Below are 21,063 nucleotides of genomic sequence, written 5' to 3'. Positions count from 1 at the left end.
TTTTCCCGAAAAGGCGAGAAAAGTGGAAACAACGAATGTCCAGTTTAGAAAGGAGGTATTTTCATGGCGGATACGCTGCTTGCGATGGGGAAAATACAAAAACAATTTGGGAAAGTATCGGCACTGAATGATGCTTCTTTTCAGCTTAAAAAGGGAGAAATCCATGCACTGCTTGGTGCGAATGGCGCCGGGAAAAGTACGCTCATGAAAATTCTGTCCGGCGTGTATGAGCATGACGGCGGAGAAATTCTCCTTGATGGAAAGGAGATTCGGTTCCAGTCACCTAAAGCAGCAAAGGAACAGGGAGTATATTGTGTTTACCAAGAGGTCGATACAGCCATTGTACCTGAACTTTCTGTTGCTGAAAATATTATGCTTGATACATTTGCCTCTCAAAAAACTCTCTTCATTTCTAAAAAAAAGATCAACGAAAGAGCAAAAGAGGCATTGAAACAGCTTCAGTCCGAGCATATTTCCGTACAAAAGCAAGCCCTAGAGCTAACGCTTGCTGAAAAACAGATTGTTTTAATCGCACGGGCATTAGTTCACTCGGCAAAAATTATTATTTTCGATGAACCGACTGCCCCACTATCTGTTCATGAATCGGAGATGCTGTTTTCCGTGATGGAAAAATTAAAAAATCAAGGTGTAGGCTGTGTGTTTATTTCACACCGGCTTCCGGAAGTATTTGAAATTTGTGATCGAGTAACTGTGATGCGGGAAGGGAAAACAGTGAGTACTTCAGAAACGGCTTTAACTACCCAAGACCAGGTTATTGAGGATATGCTCGGTGACGCTTTTACTAGTGAACTTGGAAAGCATGAGAAGCACATCGGTTCAACATTACTAGAAGTATCAGAATTAACTGATGGCCATAAGCTTCATCATATTTCTTTTTCTGTTTCTAAAGGAGAAATTGTTGGGGTTGTTGGTTTAGTTGGTGCTGGTAAGACAGAGCTTGCGAAGACTTTATTCGGGGTGACTCCGGCTAAGCAAGGGAAAATTTCACTCAACAAGAAAGAGGCAAAAATTCACCATCCATCCGATGCCATTAAAGCGGGTATTGCCCTTGTTCCAGAAGAACGACGGAAAGAAGGTCTGTTTGTTCATGAATCTCTAAGAATCAATTCCACCTTTCCAAATCTACGAAAATTCACGCGGGGCTTTTTTATGCATAAGCCATCTGAAACAGCCTTTACCAACCAAATCATCGCCAGTCTCCAAATAAAGACAAATAATACCGAAACCCCGCTTGTACATTTAAGCGGTGGGAATCAGCAGAAGGTCGCGATAGGAAAGTGGACCTCGCTGGATTCCAGCATTTATTTATTCGATGAGCCAACGAAGGGTGTAGATATTGGTGCAAAGGTTGATATTTTTAAACTCATCCGGCAAATCTCAGAAAAGCAAAAAGGGGTTATCTATTTTTCTAGTGAAATTCATGAAATCCTTGGAATATCAGATCGAATTCTTGTCATGTACGATGGTAAAATCGTGAAGGAGTTTTCCCGTAACGAAGCCACACAAGAGAAGATTTTGCTGTATGCAAGCGGCGGAAAGGAAGAGCAGCATGAAAGAGAAAAGCATTCAGTTTCTATTTAAATACGGTGCCATTGCCCTAATGATATTTATTATCCTTTACTTTAGTTTGATTAGCGATGCATTTTTCACATATGGGAATTTTGCCGACATTCTGCGCTCGATTTCCATCGTTACGGTACTGGCTTTAGGAGTAACATTCACTTTAGTCGTTAACGGTTTTGACTTGTCAGTTGGATCAACGATGTCATTGTCAACAGTTGTTACAGCCTCATTAATGGTCTGGTATGATATGCCGCTCTGGCTTGTGCTGATTTTGCCCATCCTTGTAGGTGTCCTTGTTGGGGTTTTCAATACGTTATTAATTGTCGTCATTGGGATTCCTGATTTGCTTGCAACATTAAGCACGATGTATATTGTTGCGGGGCTTCACCGAACGTATACGGAGGGCTATTCGATTTATAATCATATGCCCTTAACCTCAGGAGGAACTGCGATTGGTGAATTTTCAAGTGCCTTCCTCTGGATCGGACAAGGGAAAATGCTCGGACTTCCGGTTCCTGTGTGGATTATGCTGTTGTTAGTGATTGTTACTTTTCTAGTGTTAAATCATACGAGATGGGGTCGAATTTTATATATGACGGGGGGCAATGCGGAAGCAGCCACTTTATCCGGAGTAAACGTTAAGAAGGTAAAGTTTGCTTCCTATGTCGTCTCTGGCATTTTTGCTTCAATCGCAGGAATATTATTTACAGCGCGTGTGGGATCTGGGCAAATTGATGCCGGCGCACCCCTTTTAATGGAGGCAGTTGCCGCCGTATTTGTTGGTTATTCCGTGCTTGGTGCTGGTAAACCAAATGCAATCGGGACATTTTTTGGTGCAGCCGTTATTGGAATTTTGCTAAACGGACTGACCATTTTGAATCTCCCTTATTATGCTTTTGATATTGTAAAAGGTTCTGTATTAGTGCTGGCATTGGCTGTCACTTATATGCACGCGAAAAATAAATTCTCTCATTAAAGGGTGCCTGAGCTTCGGTGCGTTGGAATTGACGCATATGGGGTCAGGCATTTTTTTCCTCTTAATAGGTTGAAAAGTACATTCTATCAAAGTATAATGGGATGATTCTACAGGTACAAGGATGGTACATATATGAAAAAAAGGATTGTAGATATTGTATATATTTTTATTGGAGCTTTTCTATTTGCAATAGGGGTTAATGTATTTATTATCCCGAATGAGCTAGGCGAGGGAGGGGTAACTGGGATTACCATTATCGCTTACTACCTCTGGCAATGGTCGCCGGGTCTCGTTAACTTTGTTCTAAATTCAATTTTGTTAATGGTTGGATATAAATTTTTGAGTAAAATGACAACGATTTATACGATTATTGCGGTTGTATTGAATTCTATATTTTTGCATTTGACAGAAGGCTGGACGATTGATTCCAATGAAATTGTCGTCTCCACTATTTTTGGAGCTGTTATTATTGGTGTGGGGATTGGGTTAATCATTCGCGTAGGCGGGACAACAGCCGGATCGACCATCTTAGCTAGAATCACCCAGAAATATCTTGGCTGGAATTTAGCCTATGGCTTATTATTTTTTGATTTAATTGTTGCGTTTTCTTCCTATTTTATCATTGGCGCTGAGAAGCTGATGCTGACGATTTTAATGCTGTATATTGCAACAAAGGTAATGGAATTCGTTATTGAGGGGATTAACACGAAAAAAGCGGTAACAATCATTTCAACAGAGCCTGATCAAATTGCGCAGAAGGTGAATGAGGAGATGCATAGAGGTGTGACTGTCTTTTCCGGAAGCGGCTATTACACAAAAGCGCAAAAGGATATCCTCTATATAGTCATAAGCAGCCAGGAAATTGTGAAGCTGAAGAAAATTGTGAAAGAAGCAGACTCCCATGCATTTATTGCCATTCATGATGTCCGAGACGTGTTTGGATTAGGCTTTGGGGAGATTTCAAAAGCGGATTAATACAAGAAGAAAGTTGAAAAGGATGTTTGAAATGGGGCCTAGTTCCCCTTTCAAACATCCTTATTTTGTGGCTTACTGTCATTTGGTGTGATGAATAGGTTCATCCAGCTAGTGAAGATTTATTGGACAGGTTCCCGGGTTTTTGCCAAAACCTGTCCGAAAACCCAAGCTTATTGGACAGGTTCCCGGGTATCGGCAAAAAGCTGTCCACCAAACCAAGCTTATTGGACAGGTTTCCGAGTTACGGCAAAAAGCTGTCCACCAAACCAAGTTTATTGGACAGGTTTTCGAGTTACGGCAAAAACCTGTCCATCAAATCATGCCCTCTGCTTTAAACAGACATCCCCTCATCCATCCTCGCCTCGTAGCGCCTCATTCTTTTCTCAAGCTGTGCAAAAAGAACTTCAAAGACAAAACAGAGAATCCAATAAACCAAAGCTGCCACTAAATACATTTCCAAATACTTATAGCCATCATTCGCAATAATTTTCGCCATGCCCATGATTTCAATGACCTTAACCGCAAAAGCAAGAGAAGTTGCCTTTATGAGACCAATAAATGTATTGCCTAGATTAGGTAGAGAAAGGACCATTGCTTGCGGCAAAATAATTCTTCGTAAGCCTTGAGCTGTCGTCATGCCCACTGAATAGGCAGCTTCCATTTGGCCGGCATGGGTGGCATTGATGGATGCGCGGAAAATTTCGGACTGGTAAGCCGCTGTATTCAGGGTATAGGCGATTAAGGCATACACAACAGGTGAAATTTGATCAGCATCCAGACTCCATCCAAGCTGTTTATTTATGAGATCAAACAGAGCGGGTATCCCATAGAATAATACGAAAAGGAGTACAATCATCGGCACGCCTCTAATAAAGGAGACGTACAACATAGCGATTCGATGCAAAACGGGCACTTTATAAATTCGGCATAATGCAATCAAAAGGCCAAACATGATTCCGAGGATCATAGAAATAACCGCAATAATCAGAGTTAAAGGTACACCTTTCAGCACCTCTGGAAATTGCTTTAATGCAAAGTCAAAGTCGATAAAAGTCAAGAGAGATCACTACCTTTAAAAAATTAATCTGCAATGCTGACACGGCCCTTTTTTAATCCCTTTTCTAAAAGTGCAATCAAATTTTCTATTACAATACATGTGCCCCAATACACTAACGAAATGGTAAAGTACACTTCGAACATGCCGATTCCGTAGTTATTTCCTAGAATAATCCGAACCTGCCCCATAATATCAATGATGCCAATCGTAAAGGCAAGGGAGGTATCCTTCAGCAATTCAATAATATTATTCCCGAGATCCGGTAAGGCCACTAAAAACGCCTGAGGCAGAATGATTCTCCGCAAAGCCTGTGAGTAGCTCATTCCTATACTGTAGGCAGCCTCCAATTGGTCCCTTCCGACTGCCATATAGGCGGATCTAATCACTTCAGAAAGGTAGGCGCCTGTATATAAAGAAAAGGCAATTACAACAAATACAAAACGATCCCAGCCATTAATATCAATATTTACAAGCAACAGTAGCTGCGGGAGTCCAAAATAAACGAGGAATAGCTGAACTAATAATGGCGTACAACGCATGAAAGACAAATAAAATGTTGCAACTGCATATGAAATCGGTTTTTTTTGAATCCGGACAATGGCGACAATAACACCGATAATTAAAGAAAAGAAAAGTGAAACACCTAACATAAGTAAAGTAAGCGGGAGCTTATTTAATACTCTCATTAATAAGTCCAGCCAATCGGAGAATCCCGAACTAATCATTTTATTTCACCGCCTGCTGTAAAAATGACTCCAACGTTCATCGCTGCCGTCGGAGTCAATCTATAAAACTATTACTCAAATTTAAAGCCTTCTTGATTGATAAATTCCAAATCCTTAAAGAAGTCGACATCGAACCATTTTTCAGACAGCTTTGAAAGGGTGCCGTCTTCAATTAATTCAGCAGTCGCTTTATCCATCTTCTGTGCAAGCTCGGTTTCCTTTTTATTGAAAACAACCCAAATTGGTTCCTTTGAAACGATTCCGCTAACTTTTAAATCAAGATTCATTTGTTTCTGCATTTCATTAAAGGTTGTTACATTTAGGAATATAGCATCAGCCTTACCTTCAGCTACTCTTTTTAAATTATCAGCATTTGAAGCGTGCTCAATGGTATCGAGTGTTAACGGGTTATCTTTGTGTTTATCGTTGTATGAATTAAGAATAGTACGTAATCCGCCGCTCGGTGCCATTGGCGGGAACTTTTTGCCGACCATGTCATCCAAAGATTTAATATCATTGCGATCCTTCTTTGTCACGAGCGAAGTAAGGGAATATCCGAATTCTTGTTCAGGAAAAAGAAACTTCTCTTGTCTTTCAGGATTTTTAAAGAACCAATTAATCGCGAATGTGTATTTACCTGTATCAACACCAACTAAATTGGCTTCTTCTTCTCCAAAAAGATATTCGAATTTATATTCAGGAAGCTTTTTCTCGATTTCCTTCATATAGTCCATGTCATAGCCAATTGGATTGTTATTTTCATCTGTATACAAGAATGGGGGATTGACTTCATCGCTTAAGGCTACCTTTACAACTATTTTTCCATCGTCTTTTCCTGAGCCTGTGCTTTGCGAGCAGCCTGCGAGGCTAAGTATAAGCACAAATGCTAGAATCGCTGTATTAATTAAACCTTTCATTAAAACGACCTCCTGCTTTAAATTAGATATTCTGGTTCACGGACTAGCCGTTTTAGAAACTGCTTCATCCGCTCGTGTTTTGGATGAATGAGTACATCCTGGGGATGCCCTTGTTCCACAATGACGCCTTCGTCCATAAAGACAACTCGATTCGCTACTTCTCTGGCGAAATCAATTTCATGTGTCACGATCACCATGGTGATGCCTTCACCTGCTATTTGCTTAATAATTGACAGCACTTCTCCAACCATTTCTGGGTCGAGAGCGGAAGTGGGCTCATCAAATAAAATGACCGATGGATTTAATGCAAGCGCCCGTGCTATGCCAACCCGCTGCTGTTGACCACCAGAAAGCTGTGAAGGATAATCATTTACTTTTTCAGCCAGCCCTACCTTCTGAAGGAGAGATAGACTGATATCCTTTGCTTCGGCTTTAGGCAGTTTTTTAGCTACTATGAGCCCTTCCATCACATTTTCCAGAACCGTTTTATTCTTGAACAGGTTATAGTGCTGAAAAACCATGGCGGTTTTTCTTCTTAATGTAAGAATATCCTGCTTGGGGGGATGCTTTCCTTGAACGGTAAACCCGTCAACACTTATTAGTCCATCATCCGGGCGCTCCAAGTAGTTGATGCATCTGAGGAGTGTAGTTTTTCCTGATCCGCTCGGGCCAATAATGGCTACAACATCCCCTTTATTAACTTCGAGGTCGATCCCTTTTAATACATGATTTTTTTTAAAATGCTTTTGGATATTTTTTAACTCGATCATATTCCCCCTCCTTGTTAGAAAAGTGCAAGCGCCTTCGGAACAATCAAAGGACAATTGTTCCTGCGATGTTCATTCGCTGAAGCTAGACATTGGGAAAAAATAGTTAACACTATTTAGAATGTTCAAATATCATAATCCAAACATTATCATCATTAATCGCATCTGTAAAGTAGGATTTAAAGTATCTTTAAAATTTTTGTAATATGCTAAACCAAAGGAATTATTAATAATAAGCTGATAAAAAATAATAAAAATTCTTGACGTTGTTATGGAATTTCGTTATTATCAAAGCCAATAATAATAATCGGAATTATAGGAATAATGTATGCGTGAAAAATCATTCTGGTTAAGGATGTGTGAAGAAAATGTTAGATTTATTTATAAAAAATGACACTCAAAGAATTTGGCTTCAAAAGCTGCATGAAAAAGAAGCTCAATTTAAAAGTAAATCCGCTGAATATGATGAACAATCAAAGTTTCCTAAAGAGAATATTCATAGATTAATTGAAATGGGATATACAACACAAACCTTACCAGCGGCTTATGGCGGAGGTGGTTTAAGTACGTATGATATGGTCCTGCTCCAAGAAACATTAGCCAGCTTCGATGGAGCAACAGCTCTCTCTATTGGCTGGCATATGGGAGTAGTCGGTGAAATCTATGAGAAAAAGCTTTGGGCTGACGAAAAATTAAACTTCTTTGCTGATGAGGTGCTTAAAGGAGCATTAGTCAACCGTGCCGTTAGTGAAGCACAAACAGGAAGTCCGACTAGAGGAGGCCGCCCAGGCACCTATGCGATAAAAAAGAATGGGCGTTGGGAGATTACAGGGAGGAAAAACTTCACAACCATGTCCCCGGTTTTAACGCATTTTCTTGTTTCTGCTTGGATGGAGGATAAGCAAGCAATCGGGTTCTTTTTGCTGCACAAGGATTTAGAAGGGTTAAGCATCGAGGAAACATGGGATGTTATTTCGATGAGGGGAACAGAAAGTCATGACCTTGTACTTGAGAAGGTTATTGTCGAGGAATCAAAGCTAGTTGAAATCAACCAAGGCCCAAGAGGCGATCAGCTAAATGGCTGGACGATTCATATTCCTGCCTGCTACCTTGGGATTGCACAAGCAGCACGCGACTACGCTATCCAATTTGCTAATGAATATTCGCCTAATAGTTTAAACGGACCTATAAGCCAGCTGCCAAATGTCCAAAATTTAATCGGTCAAATCGAGCTTGAGCTTATGCAAGCAAGACATTTTTTATATAGTGCAGCGGCAGCATATGATGATGAAGACAGACGCAGCTATATAACGAATGAGCTTGGCGCCGTGAAGCATACGGTGACGAATTCCGCCATTTCCATTGTTGATAAGGCGATGAGGGTTGTGGGAGCAAAAAGCTTGCAGCGTAAAAATCCGCTTCAAAGATATTATAGGGATGTAAGGGCAGGCCTTCATAATCCGCCTATGGATGATGTCACGATTCGGAAGCTGGCATTAACGGCTTTGAACAAATAGCCTTGATTAATTTTAAAAAGAGCGTCCATTCAATTGACGCTCTTTTGTTTGCAAAAATGGATTAAAAGCAGATAATTATCTGCACATTTTTGAAAACACACACTGAAAGATGGACAACCGTTGTTCCACATATTTAGCTTATCATCATAAACGGTGATAGGCTTTTTATGTAGATTTAAAAAAACGTGTCCTTTTTTAAAGCTAATCTATATATAAAAGGTGAATCGACTTTTGAGAACCTAGGAAAGGGGGAGGGAAAATGTAGAAAACGATACGAGTCATGGGCTAATTTTTCTTTATTAATTTTCCAATCTGGTTCAGACGATACGTCCACGATAATGGGACAAAAAGAAAAAGAAAAAGAAAAATAACTACTACGTAGTTGTAGTGGTTCAATATATGATTTTTATAAATTCCCACAAAAGAAGAGTAAGTAAATTCTGAAGAAATAAAATCATTCCTTTTGCTTTACAGTGTTAAAGGGTGTTATGATTTACCTAATTTATGAAAAGAAAGGAAGAAAAAGATGTCTTTAGAAAGTGTGAAAAATCATTTTAAAAAATGGAATCGTGCAGCCGATATTATGGAATTCGACGTATCGAGTGCAACGGTTGATATGGCAGCAGAAGCGATTGGCGTCATTCCGGCGCGGATTGCCAAAACCTTATCGTTCCGCGGGGAAGGGGATCAAGCCATTTTAGTAGTCGCAGCAGGGGATGCCAAAATCGATAACAAGAAATTCCGTGAAACGTTTGGCTTTAAAGCCCGAATGCTTTCTGCTGAAGAAGTAGTGGAGCAAACGGGACATGTAATTGGCGGAGTTTGCCCCTTCGGATTAGCCAATGAATTAGGCATATATTTAGATGTTTCTATGAAGCGCTTTAATACGATTTTTCCTGCCTGCGGAAGCACAAACTCGGCCATTGAGCTAACGTGTGAGGAAATATTTGAATACTCCTCGGCTAAACAATGGGTAGATGTTTGTAAAGGGTGGGTCTCTGAGGACGCTCAGGTAATTGAGGCAGTCGGGGCTCTTGAGAAAAATTAATAAAAAACAATATTGGATTTTTTTCAAGGGGATGCTAAAAAGATGTTTGAAATGGGCAACCGTCTCAAACATCTTTTATAAAAAGAACGTATGAACTTGGGGTCTACCTTGTCTACAGATTTTTCTTTTGGATTTCCCTTATTGTCCGATATGTGGCTTTATCCCCTAATTTATAAAAATGGGACAATGACGGACGAGAATTTCCCTCAATGATCCAAATATGACCCAGTTGATCTATACCAATATCGAATCCGAAAATACACTTCTCTTTGTAGTAGCCTGCTAGACAATTGGTTCCCAATAATGCAACACGATCAATTTCGGAAAGTAAGAAGTCAATTTTATCAGGTGAATTAGTTAAGTGGGAATTTTGTATAGCTTGTTTAACATGGAGCACTGACCCGCCACTAAGTTCATTATTGGTAACAATAAATCCTTTCCCTGCCACTTTTGCAACCTTGCCGGTCACAAACCATGTATTTGAATCATTGTACCTTTGGGTAATCACACGCATATCGAATGGAGATCCGTTAATTGTTAAAAGGGGAATGAAACGTTGTATTAGATAAGAACGGAAGTCGATCTTGTTATTTAGATAGTCGATGGTTTTATTCCTTCCAAAAAAGAGATCTATTTTATCTTCATAATGTATTTCGTACCTGCCCTCCCCCAATGAAGATAGTTTGAAAATGTTTCTTCCCCTTTTCCCGCTAGATGGCTTTAAAATGACTGTACTATACTTATCGACCAAATCCCATAAGCCACTTTCCGAAAAATTACTTGTTTCGGGCAGATGATTTTGTAAGGCTTTATTTTCCATCATAATTGAGTACTTTGTCCATTTGTTATTACCGAGATATTTCACTTTTCATCAATCCTTCTATATTATCTCTAACACCCATTGATGCAGAAATCGATAGTCCACTAGCCCAGATCCCTTTAAAACCCACTTCCTCTACGATCTTTGCGGAAAGACCGTTATGGGCCTCCATTAAAAACTCAGGTTTTTGGGAATTAAGCAAATTTTTTAATTTAGTCGTTTTCTTCATGGTTATCCCTCACTTTACAACGATGTTAACATTTCAACATATACGTATCTTATTGTCCTATTAAGTTATGTAAGAGTAAGGTTTTTTGATATCAAACAAACAAAAATGAGTCATGTTGCCTAGAATTACTTGCTTTTCATTAAAGAATAGGACAAATAAAAGAAATTTTAACTAGATAAAAATTAAAAAGGGCTCCCAAATGCTCATTTTTATTTATAAGCTTTTATTTGCAATAAAGTTTCCAGGTCAACTATGTCAAAATTTCTTTCCTGAAGGGCTTTGATCATTATAGGAAGGGCTTTTTTTGTCTCCGTCATTTTTGAAACAGAATGAATGAGAATAATATCGCCATTTCGTACATTTTCCGACAACATTTTTAACGATATTCTCTGCTTTCTTTTGTGATCAATTTTGCATTCTCTCCCATGCTGCGGTCGTTAATTGATTTGATTTCCTTTTTATTTCAAGCGTATAATCCTTATTTGTTTAACTTTCTCCCATAGCCCTTTGCGGATTAAACATAGAGATATGATCAACTCCCGTTTTATTTTTCTTCGCTACTCAAGCATTGTGAAAAATTACTTCCCTGAATCAAGGAGAGGGAGGTGATTTTTTATGAATTAGGTTTTCATGGTGCTATCGTCCAGTATTTCCTTAATATATGAAACTAGCTGAGCCGCACGAATGGTGACAGTATGTTTTTTATGAACCATCTCATATCCTTGTTGGGCAATTTTTTTTCTTTCGTCTTCATGCTCTAAATAATACCTGGCCATTTTTAAAAAGTTTTTTCCGTTAATTTCCACAAAATGCTGTCCGGGAATAAAGCCTAAATCCCTTAATTCCTTTAAGGAAGGGGCAAGTAATAAGGTGTTGCATGCAAGGACTTCATAATACTTGATAATCGGATAATGAAGGCTCGAATCACATGTAAAAAAGACTTTTGCCCGATTGATTTCCTTCGCATAGCTTTCGCCGACAAAAACTTTTTCTTCCGCTACACCAATATTGCGATAGCCTGGATGCATGCGGTAAACAAATCCAGGTATCTTCCTCATTGTTTTCACTATCCTCTTTCTCAATGGGTAATACCACGCAACTTTACCTAACAGAAGATAATCAATATCTTTCTCTAGCCTGTAATCCTTAAAGATTGAAGGATTAACAAAGTGCGGGAGCCAATACATCCGATCCTTATATTTTCGGAAGTCATTTAAAAAAGCATCTCTATATATGCTGAATATATATTTAACATTTGTCTCTTCTATAAATTGCTTTCGCTTCTCTATTTCCAAATGAAGATCATGCATAATAATGCCAAAAGGGATCTTTAGCGTTGATAGCCCGGTAATTGTCGGGCATCTGGTATCTTTCAAATCATTTAACAAGATGAAATCGGGCTGTTGAGGTATGCTCTTTAGAATTTCACGGATATCCCCAGGTTTGAACCACTCTATTACATCTACCAATTTACGTAATTCATTCGTTAAATAAAATGTATTCCGTTCAACATATTGACTAAAATCTCGAGTAATAAATAGAAGTTTTAATTTATTCATATAGCCTCCTATTTCTCTTAGACATTTGCATTATCTATATCTAACCCCTCACGTTTTATAATGTGAAACAATAGCTTTTCGCAGCTTTTCAATAGTAAGTTATAAGTCACCATGTGGTTGCCTGTCACTGAAGGGTCAGGGACATTTTTATTTTTCACTTCAGGAAGATAATCGAGCAAAAATTGGATTTGGCTAGTTTGTCCAAAACGATCCGTTAAAACGCTTAAATTTTCTTCGTCCATAATAACAATATAGTCAAAGGCTGAAAGATCATTTGCAGTCACTTGGCGCGAACGAATCCATTGATAGGGAATATTCATTTTACCTAGAAACTTACGAGTGGATTTAGATGGGCGCCTTCCCACGTGGAATTTATTAGTTGCTGCTGAATCTACAGTAAATTTTCTATCTAGCCCTTTCGTTTTGATTAACTGGCAAAATATAGCCTCAGCCATTGGCGATCGATTGATATTTGCTGCACATATAAAAAGTACTTTAATCATTTCTAACTCCTTTATACTAAGTTTTGAAAGACACATTATATGGTATGTCAGAAGTTTTAATATGTTTATTGATAAATAGGCCATTACCAATAATGGGAGTAAATTGGTTCAAATCCCCAAATCAAAATATTCCTTAAAACATATGATGGTAAAGGACAAGACAGAAAGGAATGAGTATTAGTGCATGATTTTACGATCGAGGAAATTGCATCGGTTATACAGTGTAAAATCGCAAGTTGGAAGACTAAAAAACCGATTAAAGGCTTTACAAATCGTCATAAAAACCCTTCTCCTTTTAGTCTAGTATTCTTATTTCGCCACGATTTGAATGAGGATAGCTTGATTGAAAGGTTGGTTAAGGGAAAAGCCACTGGTATTATTGTTAGCAGACAACACAAATTCCAAATCGATAAATTTGCTCAAGCAGGAATTGGTGTTCTTGAAGTAAATAATAGAAAAAAAGCATATCGAAATATGGCCAGATTATACCGTAGGCAATTTACTATTCCGATTACACAGGTGACTGGAAGCTCAGGGAAAACAACCACGAAGGAATTAATCGGCAGCGTTCTTAAACAGGAATATTCCACTTTAATAGGTGCAGGCAATTATAATTCTCCAGATGGGGTCGCATTTAACCTATCGAAATTGGAAGAAAGACATGAAGCGGCTGTTCTCGAAGCTGGGATGAAGGGGTTCGGTACGATGAGATTATCCAGCCAAATGATTCAACCCCAAATTGGAGTAGTTACATGCATTCATCGGGCACATTTACCCCGTCTTGGTACAATAGAAAACATTATTAAAGCTAAGGTGGAAATGGGTGAGTATTTATCTCCAAAGGGTATCCTTGTGATAAATGGAGATGATCCTAACTGCGCGGAATATTTAAAAGAAATTAAGTATCCGGGGAAAATTATTACTTTTGGTTTTTCTGAAGGGAATACTATTCGAGCAACAAATGTATATTATGAAAATTTTCAAAGCTTCTTTACTGTAAAGGGAAAAGGCTTTGAATTTGACTGTATGATGAATACATTTGGCAGTTATAATATTATGAATGCATTAGCGGCAATTGCCGTAGGGGTAGAGCTTAAAGTACCAATTAAGAAGATTCAACAGGGGATTGCTGAATTTTTCCCAGTAAAGGGCAGGCTGCAGATACTTTCTTGCCCAAATGATATTACGGTCATCCATGATAATGTAAATGCTAATCCAGATTCCACTAACCTATTATTGAACCAAGTCCCATATTTGCCTAAGAGACCCATTATTCTCGTTTTAGGAGATATGGAGAAGCCTCATACCAATGAAACATACGCCAAAAAAGTCCATTATCAAACAGGGGAAATAATCGGCGACTTATCGATTGAAAAATTGGTAGCGATCGGAAAATGGGCGAAAGAATATTGTCATGGAGCTAAATCAAAGGGCATCTCCCCTGATAAATTATCTTACTATAAACATGCAGATGAAGCTAAAAAGGATTTGCTTCAAATTGTACCGCCTAAATCAATCGTTATCTTCAAAGCCTCCGGTAAATATTGTGACTTAGAATCACTCATTAATTTGTTGAAAAGAAAATAGGGACAAGGGGTTATAAAACCATTCAAATGAAAAAGGCAGACCTATTGGTTTGTCTTTTTCATTTGTTTAATAGAGTTATTTATGCTTATGGATTCTTCCGTGTGACATTAAAAATAATACGTCCTTTTTTAAGGGAATAAAATTGTGGGAGAATCCCATATTAATCGGGTGATAAATGAACTGTAAAAGAGAAAGTGCCCAGTATTATGAGCAATTAGAGAATGGGATTGCGGAAATGGAAGCTACTATTGAGAGATTAAGAACGGAAATAAATGAGTTAATGGAAATGAAATATGCTTTAATTCATTTTGCTTTTCTAACCTTTTTTCCACCAAACTTAACCCCCCCTGAGTAATACTTCCAGACTGCAATCCAAGTCGTAAATGGATAAAACCAGAACCATAGAGGACTTAATAAAAATGTGAAAAATGGAAGAATTTTAGCACCATATAGAATTTGACCTATACAAGCTAATAATAGAACAATGATTGTTATAGTTATACAAAATAGACCAGCTACCTTTGGAGAAATGATAAGTAAAAGTAAAATAATAGGTAATACAAGTGCATACAGAGTAAAGCGAAATGGCATGGCCAAATTTTCATAAGCGTAACGAACTCTTTGCTCTAGAAATTTATTAAATGGAATGTCTTGAGTCGCTTCTAAAGAAGCATCTTTAACAAAACCAATCGAGTAACCAGAATTACGTAATTTTTCTTCGAGAATAAACTCATCAAATAAACCATCCCGGTTTGGGAAGCCTGTTTTTGAAATGTGCTCCTTCCTGAATGCTAAATGTCCACAATACTGTTTCCGTCTATCTAGTATATTAATAATAAACATTCCACACATGTCGATAAGGACAGTGAAAGGGAATTTATCGAACTTTGGCATCATCTTAAAGCAGTCATACTCATCGAAGTATTTGGATATTTTCGCTAGAGTTTCCCTCGTTATTCGATAATGGTCATCAATTAACAATACTTTATCATAAATTACATAATTTAATCCTGCATAGATTCCGTTCAGTTTATCATTATCACCAGTACGAAGATCTTCACTAGGAATAAAATGTTTAACATTGTTAAAAAATTTCAGTTTATTATTTATATAACGATAGACTTTGCAGTTACTTTCATCTGCAATCACAATTTGGCAATCATCCTCCTTTAATGCGACCGCCAAAGAGGCTATATGATTCACAAAGTCACTAAGATTCTTTTCATTATATTGTAATTTGATTGGTATTAATATAGATATCTTCATTTACATTCCCTCCTGATTACACCAGTCAGACAATGTACTGAACCTCCTCCTTTCATAAGCTCAGTTAAATCAACTTCAATACAATTTACTCCGCAAGATCTATATTTACCAATACTATCTTTTGCACCTTTATTGATCACTATTGCCTCGTCATTAAGGGTAATGAAATTAATTGACATTTTCTCATCTACCTCTGTAAGATTTGTGAGTTCAATAATGGTATACCCATGGCGTTTTAAAGTAGAATAAATTTCATATGATGCCCTTCTCGGAACTAAAGCAGCATTTTTTGAATTGATTAGATTAAAGACACCATCAAGGTGTCCACACCCGTAGGTAGTCTGGATGACTTTAATTTCTGTAATCCCTTGTAATTTAAGTAAATTATATACAAACTTAACAGCTTCATCATTTGTACGTAATCCAATACCTAAAAACGCTAAGTCTGGGTTAACTATAACTATGTCAGGGCCTTCTAAAATCATATTATTGTGAGCGCTCGCAATAATTGGTATGCCAAGTTGAGATACTGTTTTCGCTAATATTTGCTCTTCACCAGCTCGAACTTGAGAAGCTAATCGAGAAAGAATAGCACCTTCTGATGTCATTGTAAATGTATCCCTAACAAATATTATATTGGGGAAGTAATTTGCTTTATCATCAATGATATAGTCAACCTTGACACCATTTTCCCTATAAACCTGAGCAAGTTGGTCATGTTGAAATCGAGCTTTTTCAACATCCATAATGGATGTCCAAAGTACTGAATTAGGCTCTTCAATGTTTTCAATCTCTTTTCCAGGTCTGCGTAGTAATACATGCTTTAATACATCCGTCTCTGAAGATAACCCAAATTCGTTCCATATTGTTCCAATCTCTTCTGTATGATATTCTTTGCGTCCTACCCAACCCTCGCCGCCATGTGCAGAGTCAACAATACTTTTCAAAAATTATCATCCTTTCTGATAAAATATATTGTAACTGTTGAATAATCTATTTTCTTAAGTTTACTAGTTAATATTAATTTAGTTTTGAGATCTAAATTGGTTAAAACAATTTTAAGAATTTGCTTTAATTGGTTGGGAATTCCATTAAGCTTCTTTAATTCCATACGGTAGAAATCCTCTGAAGTATAGACGACAATTGGGGAGAGGTTAAATAGGCTAATTACATAATATATAGAACAATTTGTCCTATTTCTAAATATGAGGGATGGCTTTATTTAGCAGGTGTGATGGATTTGTATTCCCGAAAAATTGTCGGATGGTTGATGGATAGGACGATGAATTGGCGTAGTATCAGGCACATGTTGGTTTCCATACTAGACTCAGATTTGCACATAGGCTACCCTCCAATCCAATTTGCAATTCCAATCCCTTATTCCAATTTTATTAAAAATTATGAAATATGTTACATTTATTTGCATCTAAATAAGAAAAACCAGGCAAAACCGCCCGGCCCTTTTTTTGTTTAGCGAACATCCGATGCTTTGTACATGGATTTTTTTTATTTGAAATATATGGTTATTTCCGTAGGATTCCAATGTTACTTTGGTTGTAACTAAACTGTAAATAACTCCGGTAAACCCCATGGGGACAAGGTTTGAAGTCTGTAATATTTCCAACCGGAAATATTTGGTGGTAAAAGCCACTTTCGTTTCCATGATAAAATCAGGACAAGTCATACAAAACACACACCAGGAGGTAACATATGAATAAGCGTTTAGTTACAACAACACTCGCAGTTGCGCTAGGAGTAAGTTCTTTAGGTGCCTTTCCATCCGTTATGCAGCCGATGAATGTTTCTGCAGGAACAGTAGATGCAATGAAAGCTCCGTCGCCTTTCCAGCCGATAGAAGCTTCTGCAGCAACAGTTAGTTCTACGAGTAATCAGCAAGCTTCTGCAGCAAAGGCTGATGAAATTATAAAATTTGCTAAGAGTTTAATAGGGAAAGCGACATATGGAGGAGATTACAGCTATACTTATCCATACCAATTTAAATGTGCATCTTTTATAGACTTTGTTTTTCAATCTAAAGGTGTTCATCTAGGCAGCCGTGATGAAGATTATATGATTAAGCAAGGGACGTATGTGCCTAGAAGTCAACTTCAAAAAGGCGATTTAGTTTTCTTTAGAAGGTCAGCTACAGCAACCGTTCCAAACCATGCTGGGATCTATATTGGAGATAATAAAATAATTCATATGGCAAATACAAAATTAAACATCACTATTTCCGATTTAGATAGTACTTCCTACTATAAAAATAATTATATGACTGCACGTAGAGTCCTGCCGTCTTTAATGCCATCTAACCCGCCAACTAAATCAGATAACATTATTGAAGATGCTTATGATCTTATGGATAATGTAAAAATGGGCAGTGTTAATGATGAAAGATCCATGAAATTTACTGGAGCGGGCTACGTTAACTATATTTACAAATTAAATGGTGTTAGCTTAGGAAAAACTTCAGTAAGAGACTTATCAAAATTAGGTACAAAAGTATCGCGCTCAAACTTAAAAAAAGGTGATCTAATTTTCTTTAATAGTACAGTAGGTTCTAGCACACCGTCTAGGGTAGCCATTTATGCAGGTGAACACCGTATAATTGTGCCAAGCTCAGATGGAATTAGCTCGAGAGTTCTGTTATCCGATTATTATAACAGCCACTATATGTATGCTAAGCGCGTGTATTAATAGAAAAAAACTAAAATACGTAGGATAGGATCACTTGTGTACATTTAGAAAAAATACAGGAAGCATTCGTTTGCGAAATGGCTGCGAATGCTTCTTTTTAATTCCTTTAGAAAATGCAAAAAAAATCTGCCTAAATGTCGTTTTGGCTTTCTTTGTGCATTTTCCGAATAGCTTTAATGCGTTTCCCCATTTTCCCTTTTCCAATCTTGGAAAAAAGGCCGACAGCTGGGCTTGTATTTATTTCAAATATAATCAGATTCCCACTTTGACTGATACCAAAATCAACTCCAAATTCTATATCTGGAACTTCTGATGAGACCACTTCAGCTGCTAAAGTGGAGAGGTTCTTTAGACTATTTATTATTTTACTCTTCACTGTTTCATCCATCTTCAAATGTACCGATAACAATTTATCTACCTTCATAGCTTGGGCTCCGCGGTCCATATTAATTATTCCATTTTCCATTGTTTTCCCCGTTGCAATCATTCCGTACATTCCTCCAACAAGCCATTTTCCCTTAAGAGTTTGAACATGAACTCGAATAGATAGAGGATACCCATCCGGAGTCAAGCTCTGAATACCCTCCTGAACAATATATCCTCCAAATCTCTCAATTGGATGTAGTACGGGGTGGAAATCTTCAATCTTGGCGACGTCTTTTTGAATTTTTTCACCATTTAGGGTATAGCCTTTAAAACAGTAGAGCCCATCGCTATTTTTAGAAACTTTATAAATCCCTTTCCCTCGACCACCTCTATTATTTTTTAAATAGATATATTCATAACGTTTTAGTAAATCAGATAGGTTTTCGATCGTATAAAGCTTTGTTTCTGGAAGGTGTTTTGAGATTAAGGGATGATTACCTAACAGTATATATTGATCCCATTTTCTTAATCTTTCCATCAATAAATACACCTCCTTTGGAACATCCTATGTTCAATATATCAACATTGCTTGTACTGATAACTAATGAGCTTTTTTTAGGCATTATTAAAATGATTCAGGCCATACAAACGCTGCTTTTTGTTTAGTAGCTTGATTTAGGATAGATAACCATACAAAAATAAAAAAATCTCATAATATATATCGAGTTGGATTTAATTAAATTGTTGTAGGCGTGGGTCTTTTTAAAACGATCATTTTTATTGATGAGGATAATCTTTCCAACGCGAAAGAAGAAATTATTCTTATTACGCTTAGAGGGAGGGATTAGATGAAGTTTACCATCATAACTGATCACACAACTAGCCATTCAATCTCACTTCATTCGACTGTATTAAAAAAGCTATCAATCTCTAAGCTTCAGGTGATTAATGTAAAAATAGGGATTATAGAAAAACCTGGGGTAACCTTAAGAAAGCATCAGCAAGATAAAGCGGTTATTCATATATCAGCTGACCTTGTAGCAGGTTTTTCGCTTCCAGATTCTATTGACTATGAAGTAATAGTCGGGGAAGAGACACTATTAATCGGCCCTATTATTGGGCTTTTTATAAAAGGGAAAGTAAATGAAATGACTAAGAGAAATATAGATCACTTTAAAAAATATTTAATTGATTACCAGCATATAAACGGTCTCATTTTATTGGTAACTTATGATGGGATTGACGAAAAGAACAAGATTGTTAATGGTTTTGCCTATAATCCAATTGAAAATGAATTTACGAAAGGGACTTTTCCATTTCCTTCAGTTTTATTTTGCAGGAAGACGTTAAAGGAAGCTGACAGGATGATAATACAGAATTTAGTAGGATCTAAATACTTTAACTCCCATGTTATTAATAAATGGGAAATATGGCAATGGCTTTCTATGAGTGATAAATTAAGCCGAAGCCTGCCTGAGACTGGTTTAGCGGTGAATCTCAAGGAAGTAAAGAAGCTAATAGATGAAAGCGGATGTATTTACTTAAAGCCTATTTCAGGAAGTCAGGGAAAGGGAATTTATCAGTTGGAGAAAAATGGGGAAAAATATAAATTAAATTACCGGTTAAATGGAATAAACATGACCACGATTTTAGATAACTGGGATGCAGTGATAAATTATTTGGTGACAGAATTGGATCTAAAAAAATATATTTTTCAAAAAAGGATCCCCTTACTAAAATCTAATAATCGGATTATAGATTTTCGGGTAATTGTTGTTAAAGACCAATACGGATCCTGGGTTGTCCCTGGTATGATAACAAGGTATGGAGTTAAAGAAAGTATAGTCAGCAACATATCAAGCGGAGGTTCAGCGGAGAAAACGTGGAATACTTTAGTTGGAATTTATAACAATGATTTCAATGAGGCATTTAAAAAGTATAAAGAAATTGAGCAATTATCTATTTTATGCTGTAAATTTTTGGAGAAGAAAGAGATACATTTAGCATATATAGGTGTTGATATTGGCATGGATGAAGATAAAAACCTCTGGATTATTGAAATAAATAATCGGTATCCAGATATGAGCATTGCTCTGGATGTCAATGATTTTCAGCTTTATTACCATACGCAAGCAGCCGCCTTACACTATTCAAAGTGGGTAGCAGGTTTCGGGGATCATTTGGAATGATCGAGATGGGCTTTTCATTTTCAAACCGAATTTATCTCGCATTAACGGGCAGTAAGAACATGGTGTCAGAAACCGAGGGTAGAGGTTTCCTCGGTTTCTGACGCTTTTTGCTTATTAATCTATTTTTTCAATCACAAATATTGAAAAGTGGCAATCAATATTTGACGTAACACTTGTAATGGAAATGTAAAGTTTCTCCATAACCCAATAATGTCTAGGCCTCGTAGGGGGCATGTTGGATAATGTTAAGTTTTACCACGTGTGACAATTTCCCTATATGA

The 21,063-nt window shown here is 37.3% G+C and carries 18 protein-coding genes and 1 pseudogene; 8 read left to right on the top strand and 11 right to left on the bottom strand.

The window, feature by feature from the left end; all coding sequences use genetic code 11:
• The first annotated feature begins 63 nt into the window (after window positions 1-63).
• From V7122_RS05285 to V7122_RS05275, 3 genes are all read left to right on the top strand, one after another.
• Window positions 64-1,602, top strand: coding sequence for a sugar ABC transporter ATP-binding protein (locus tag V7122_RS05285; RefSeq protein WP_335525984.1), 1,539 nt, complete (start codon window positions 64-66; stop codon window positions 1,600-1,602).
• The gene (locus V7122_RS05280) at window positions 1,571-2,560 is read left to right on the top strand and encodes an ABC transporter permease (protein WP_335347549.1); all 990 of its coding nucleotides are present in this window, start codon (window positions 1,571-1,573) and stop codon (window positions 2,558-2,560) included. The genes V7122_RS05285 and V7122_RS05280 overlap by 32 nt, the downstream gene beginning before the upstream one ends.
• 132 nt (window positions 2,561-2,692) lie before the next feature.
• Window positions 2,693-3,535, top strand: a complete 843-nt coding sequence (locus V7122_RS05275; RefSeq protein ID WP_335525983.1) for a YitT family protein — start codon at window positions 2,693-2,695, stop codon at window positions 3,533-3,535.
• A gap of 331 nt (window positions 3,536-3,866) precedes the next feature.
• Here the strand turns inward: V7122_RS05275 and V7122_RS05270 are convergent, their stop codons facing one another.
• The 4 genes from V7122_RS05270 to V7122_RS05255 form a co-directional block, all read right to left on the bottom strand.
• The gene (locus V7122_RS05270) at window positions 3,867-4,592 is read right to left on the bottom strand and encodes an amino acid ABC transporter permease (RefSeq protein WP_335525982.1); all 726 of its coding nucleotides are present in this window, start codon (window positions 4,590-4,592) and stop codon (window positions 3,867-3,869) included.
• A gap of 23 nt (window positions 4,593-4,615) precedes the next feature.
• Complete coding sequence (locus V7122_RS05265) at window positions 4,616-5,317, bottom strand: amino acid ABC transporter permease (protein ID WP_335353373.1); 702 nt, start codon at window positions 5,315-5,317, stop codon at window positions 4,616-4,618.
• A 71-nt stretch (window positions 5,318-5,388) separates the two neighbouring features.
• Window positions 5,389-6,234, bottom strand: a complete 846-nt coding sequence (locus tag V7122_RS05260; RefSeq protein WP_335525981.1) for a transporter substrate-binding domain-containing protein — start codon at window positions 6,232-6,234, stop codon at window positions 5,389-5,391.
• A 17-nt stretch (window positions 6,235-6,251) separates the two neighbouring features.
• On the bottom strand, window positions 6,252-7,004 hold the full coding sequence (locus V7122_RS05255; RefSeq protein WP_335353375.1) for an amino acid ABC transporter ATP-binding protein: 753 nt from the start codon (window positions 7,002-7,004) through the stop codon (window positions 6,252-6,254).
• A gap of 365 nt (window positions 7,005-7,369) precedes the next feature.
• Here V7122_RS05255 and V7122_RS05250 point away from each other — a divergent pair, with 365 nt between their 5' ends.
• Both V7122_RS05250 and V7122_RS05245 read left to right on the top strand, forming a co-directional pair.
• The gene (locus V7122_RS05250) at window positions 7,370-8,518 is read left to right on the top strand and encodes an acyl-CoA dehydrogenase family protein (RefSeq protein ID WP_335346610.1); all 1,149 of its coding nucleotides are present in this window, start codon (window positions 7,370-7,372) and stop codon (window positions 8,516-8,518) included.
• Window positions 8,519-9,044: 526 nt separating this feature from the next.
• On the top strand, window positions 9,045-9,566 hold the full coding sequence (locus V7122_RS05245) for a YbaK/EbsC family protein (RefSeq protein WP_335346611.1): 522 nt from the start codon (window positions 9,045-9,047) through the stop codon (window positions 9,564-9,566).
• A gap of 112 nt (window positions 9,567-9,678) precedes the next feature.
• Here V7122_RS05245 and V7122_RS05240 read toward each other — a convergent pair whose 3' ends face one another.
• From V7122_RS05240 to V7122_RS05225, 4 genes and pseudogenes are all read right to left on the bottom strand, one after another.
• Window positions 9,679-10,431, bottom strand: coding sequence for a YheC/YheD family protein (locus V7122_RS05240; protein ID WP_335346612.1), 753 nt, complete (start codon window positions 10,429-10,431; stop codon window positions 9,679-9,681).
• A 13-nt stretch (window positions 10,432-10,444) separates the two neighbouring features.
• Window positions 10,445-10,615, bottom strand: a pseudogene (locus tag V7122_RS05235) (isocitrate lyase/phosphoenolpyruvate mutase family protein); the annotation flags it as partial.
• Window positions 10,616-11,235: 620 nt separating this feature from the next.
• Entirely contained in the window at window positions 11,236-12,174 is a 939-nt protein-coding gene (locus V7122_RS05230) for a glycosyltransferase family protein (protein WP_335353376.1), read from the bottom strand.
• A gap of 17 nt (window positions 12,175-12,191) precedes the next feature.
• Window positions 12,192-12,677, bottom strand: coding sequence for a low molecular weight protein-tyrosine-phosphatase (locus V7122_RS05225; RefSeq protein ID WP_335346614.1), 486 nt, complete (start codon window positions 12,675-12,677; stop codon window positions 12,192-12,194).
• Window positions 12,678-12,857: 180 nt separating this feature from the next.
• Here V7122_RS05225 and V7122_RS05220 point away from each other — a divergent pair, with 180 nt between their 5' ends.
• A complete protein-coding gene (locus V7122_RS05220) occupies window positions 12,858-14,264 on the top strand; it encodes a UDP-N-acetylmuramoyl-tripeptide--D-alanyl-D-alanine ligase (protein WP_335353377.1) in 1,407 nt (468 codons plus the stop codon).
• A 303-nt stretch (window positions 14,265-14,567) separates the two neighbouring features.
• Here the strand turns inward: V7122_RS05220 and V7122_RS05215 are convergent, their stop codons facing one another.
• Together V7122_RS05215 and V7122_RS05210 are read right to left on the bottom strand one after the other, a co-directional pair.
• On the bottom strand, window positions 14,568-15,530 hold the full coding sequence (locus V7122_RS05215) for a glycosyltransferase (RefSeq protein ID WP_335346616.1): 963 nt from the start codon (window positions 15,528-15,530) through the stop codon (window positions 14,568-14,570).
• Window positions 15,527-16,477, bottom strand: coding sequence for a dimethylarginine dimethylaminohydrolase family protein (locus V7122_RS05210; protein ID WP_335346617.1), 951 nt, complete (start codon window positions 16,475-16,477; stop codon window positions 15,527-15,529). The genes V7122_RS05215 and V7122_RS05210 overlap by 4 nt, the downstream gene beginning before the upstream one ends.
• A gap of 763 nt (window positions 16,478-17,240) precedes the next feature.
• On the opposite strand from V7122_RS05210, the gene V7122_RS05205 reads away from it, so the two are divergent.
• The gene (locus V7122_RS05205) at window positions 17,241-18,227 is read left to right on the top strand and encodes a C40 family peptidase (RefSeq protein WP_335353379.1); all 987 of its coding nucleotides are present in this window, start codon (window positions 17,241-17,243) and stop codon (window positions 18,225-18,227) included.
• A gap of 130 nt (window positions 18,228-18,357) precedes the next feature.
• On the opposite strand, the gene V7122_RS05200 is transcribed toward V7122_RS05205, so the two are convergent.
• On the bottom strand, window positions 18,358-19,131 hold the full coding sequence (locus tag V7122_RS05200) for a YheC/YheD family protein (RefSeq protein WP_335525999.1): 774 nt from the start codon (window positions 19,129-19,131) through the stop codon (window positions 18,358-18,360).
• Between the two features lie 310 nt (window positions 19,132-19,441).
• Between V7122_RS05200 and V7122_RS05195 the strand changes: the two genes are divergently transcribed.
• Complete coding sequence (locus V7122_RS05195) at window positions 19,442-20,782, top strand: YheC/YheD family endospore coat-associated protein (RefSeq protein ID WP_335486162.1); 1,341 nt, start codon at window positions 19,442-19,444, stop codon at window positions 20,780-20,782.
• The last annotated feature ends 281 nt before the right edge of the window (window positions 20,783-21,063 follow it).

Origin of the sequence: Bacillus sp. JJ1532, assembly GCF_036965085.1 — a bacterium.
In the GTDB taxonomy this organism is placed as follows: Bacteria; Bacillota; Bacilli; order Bacillales; family Cytobacillaceae; genus Cytobacillus.
Note: the sequence above shows the minus strand (reverse complement) of the source record. Positions and strands in the feature narration are given on the sequence as shown.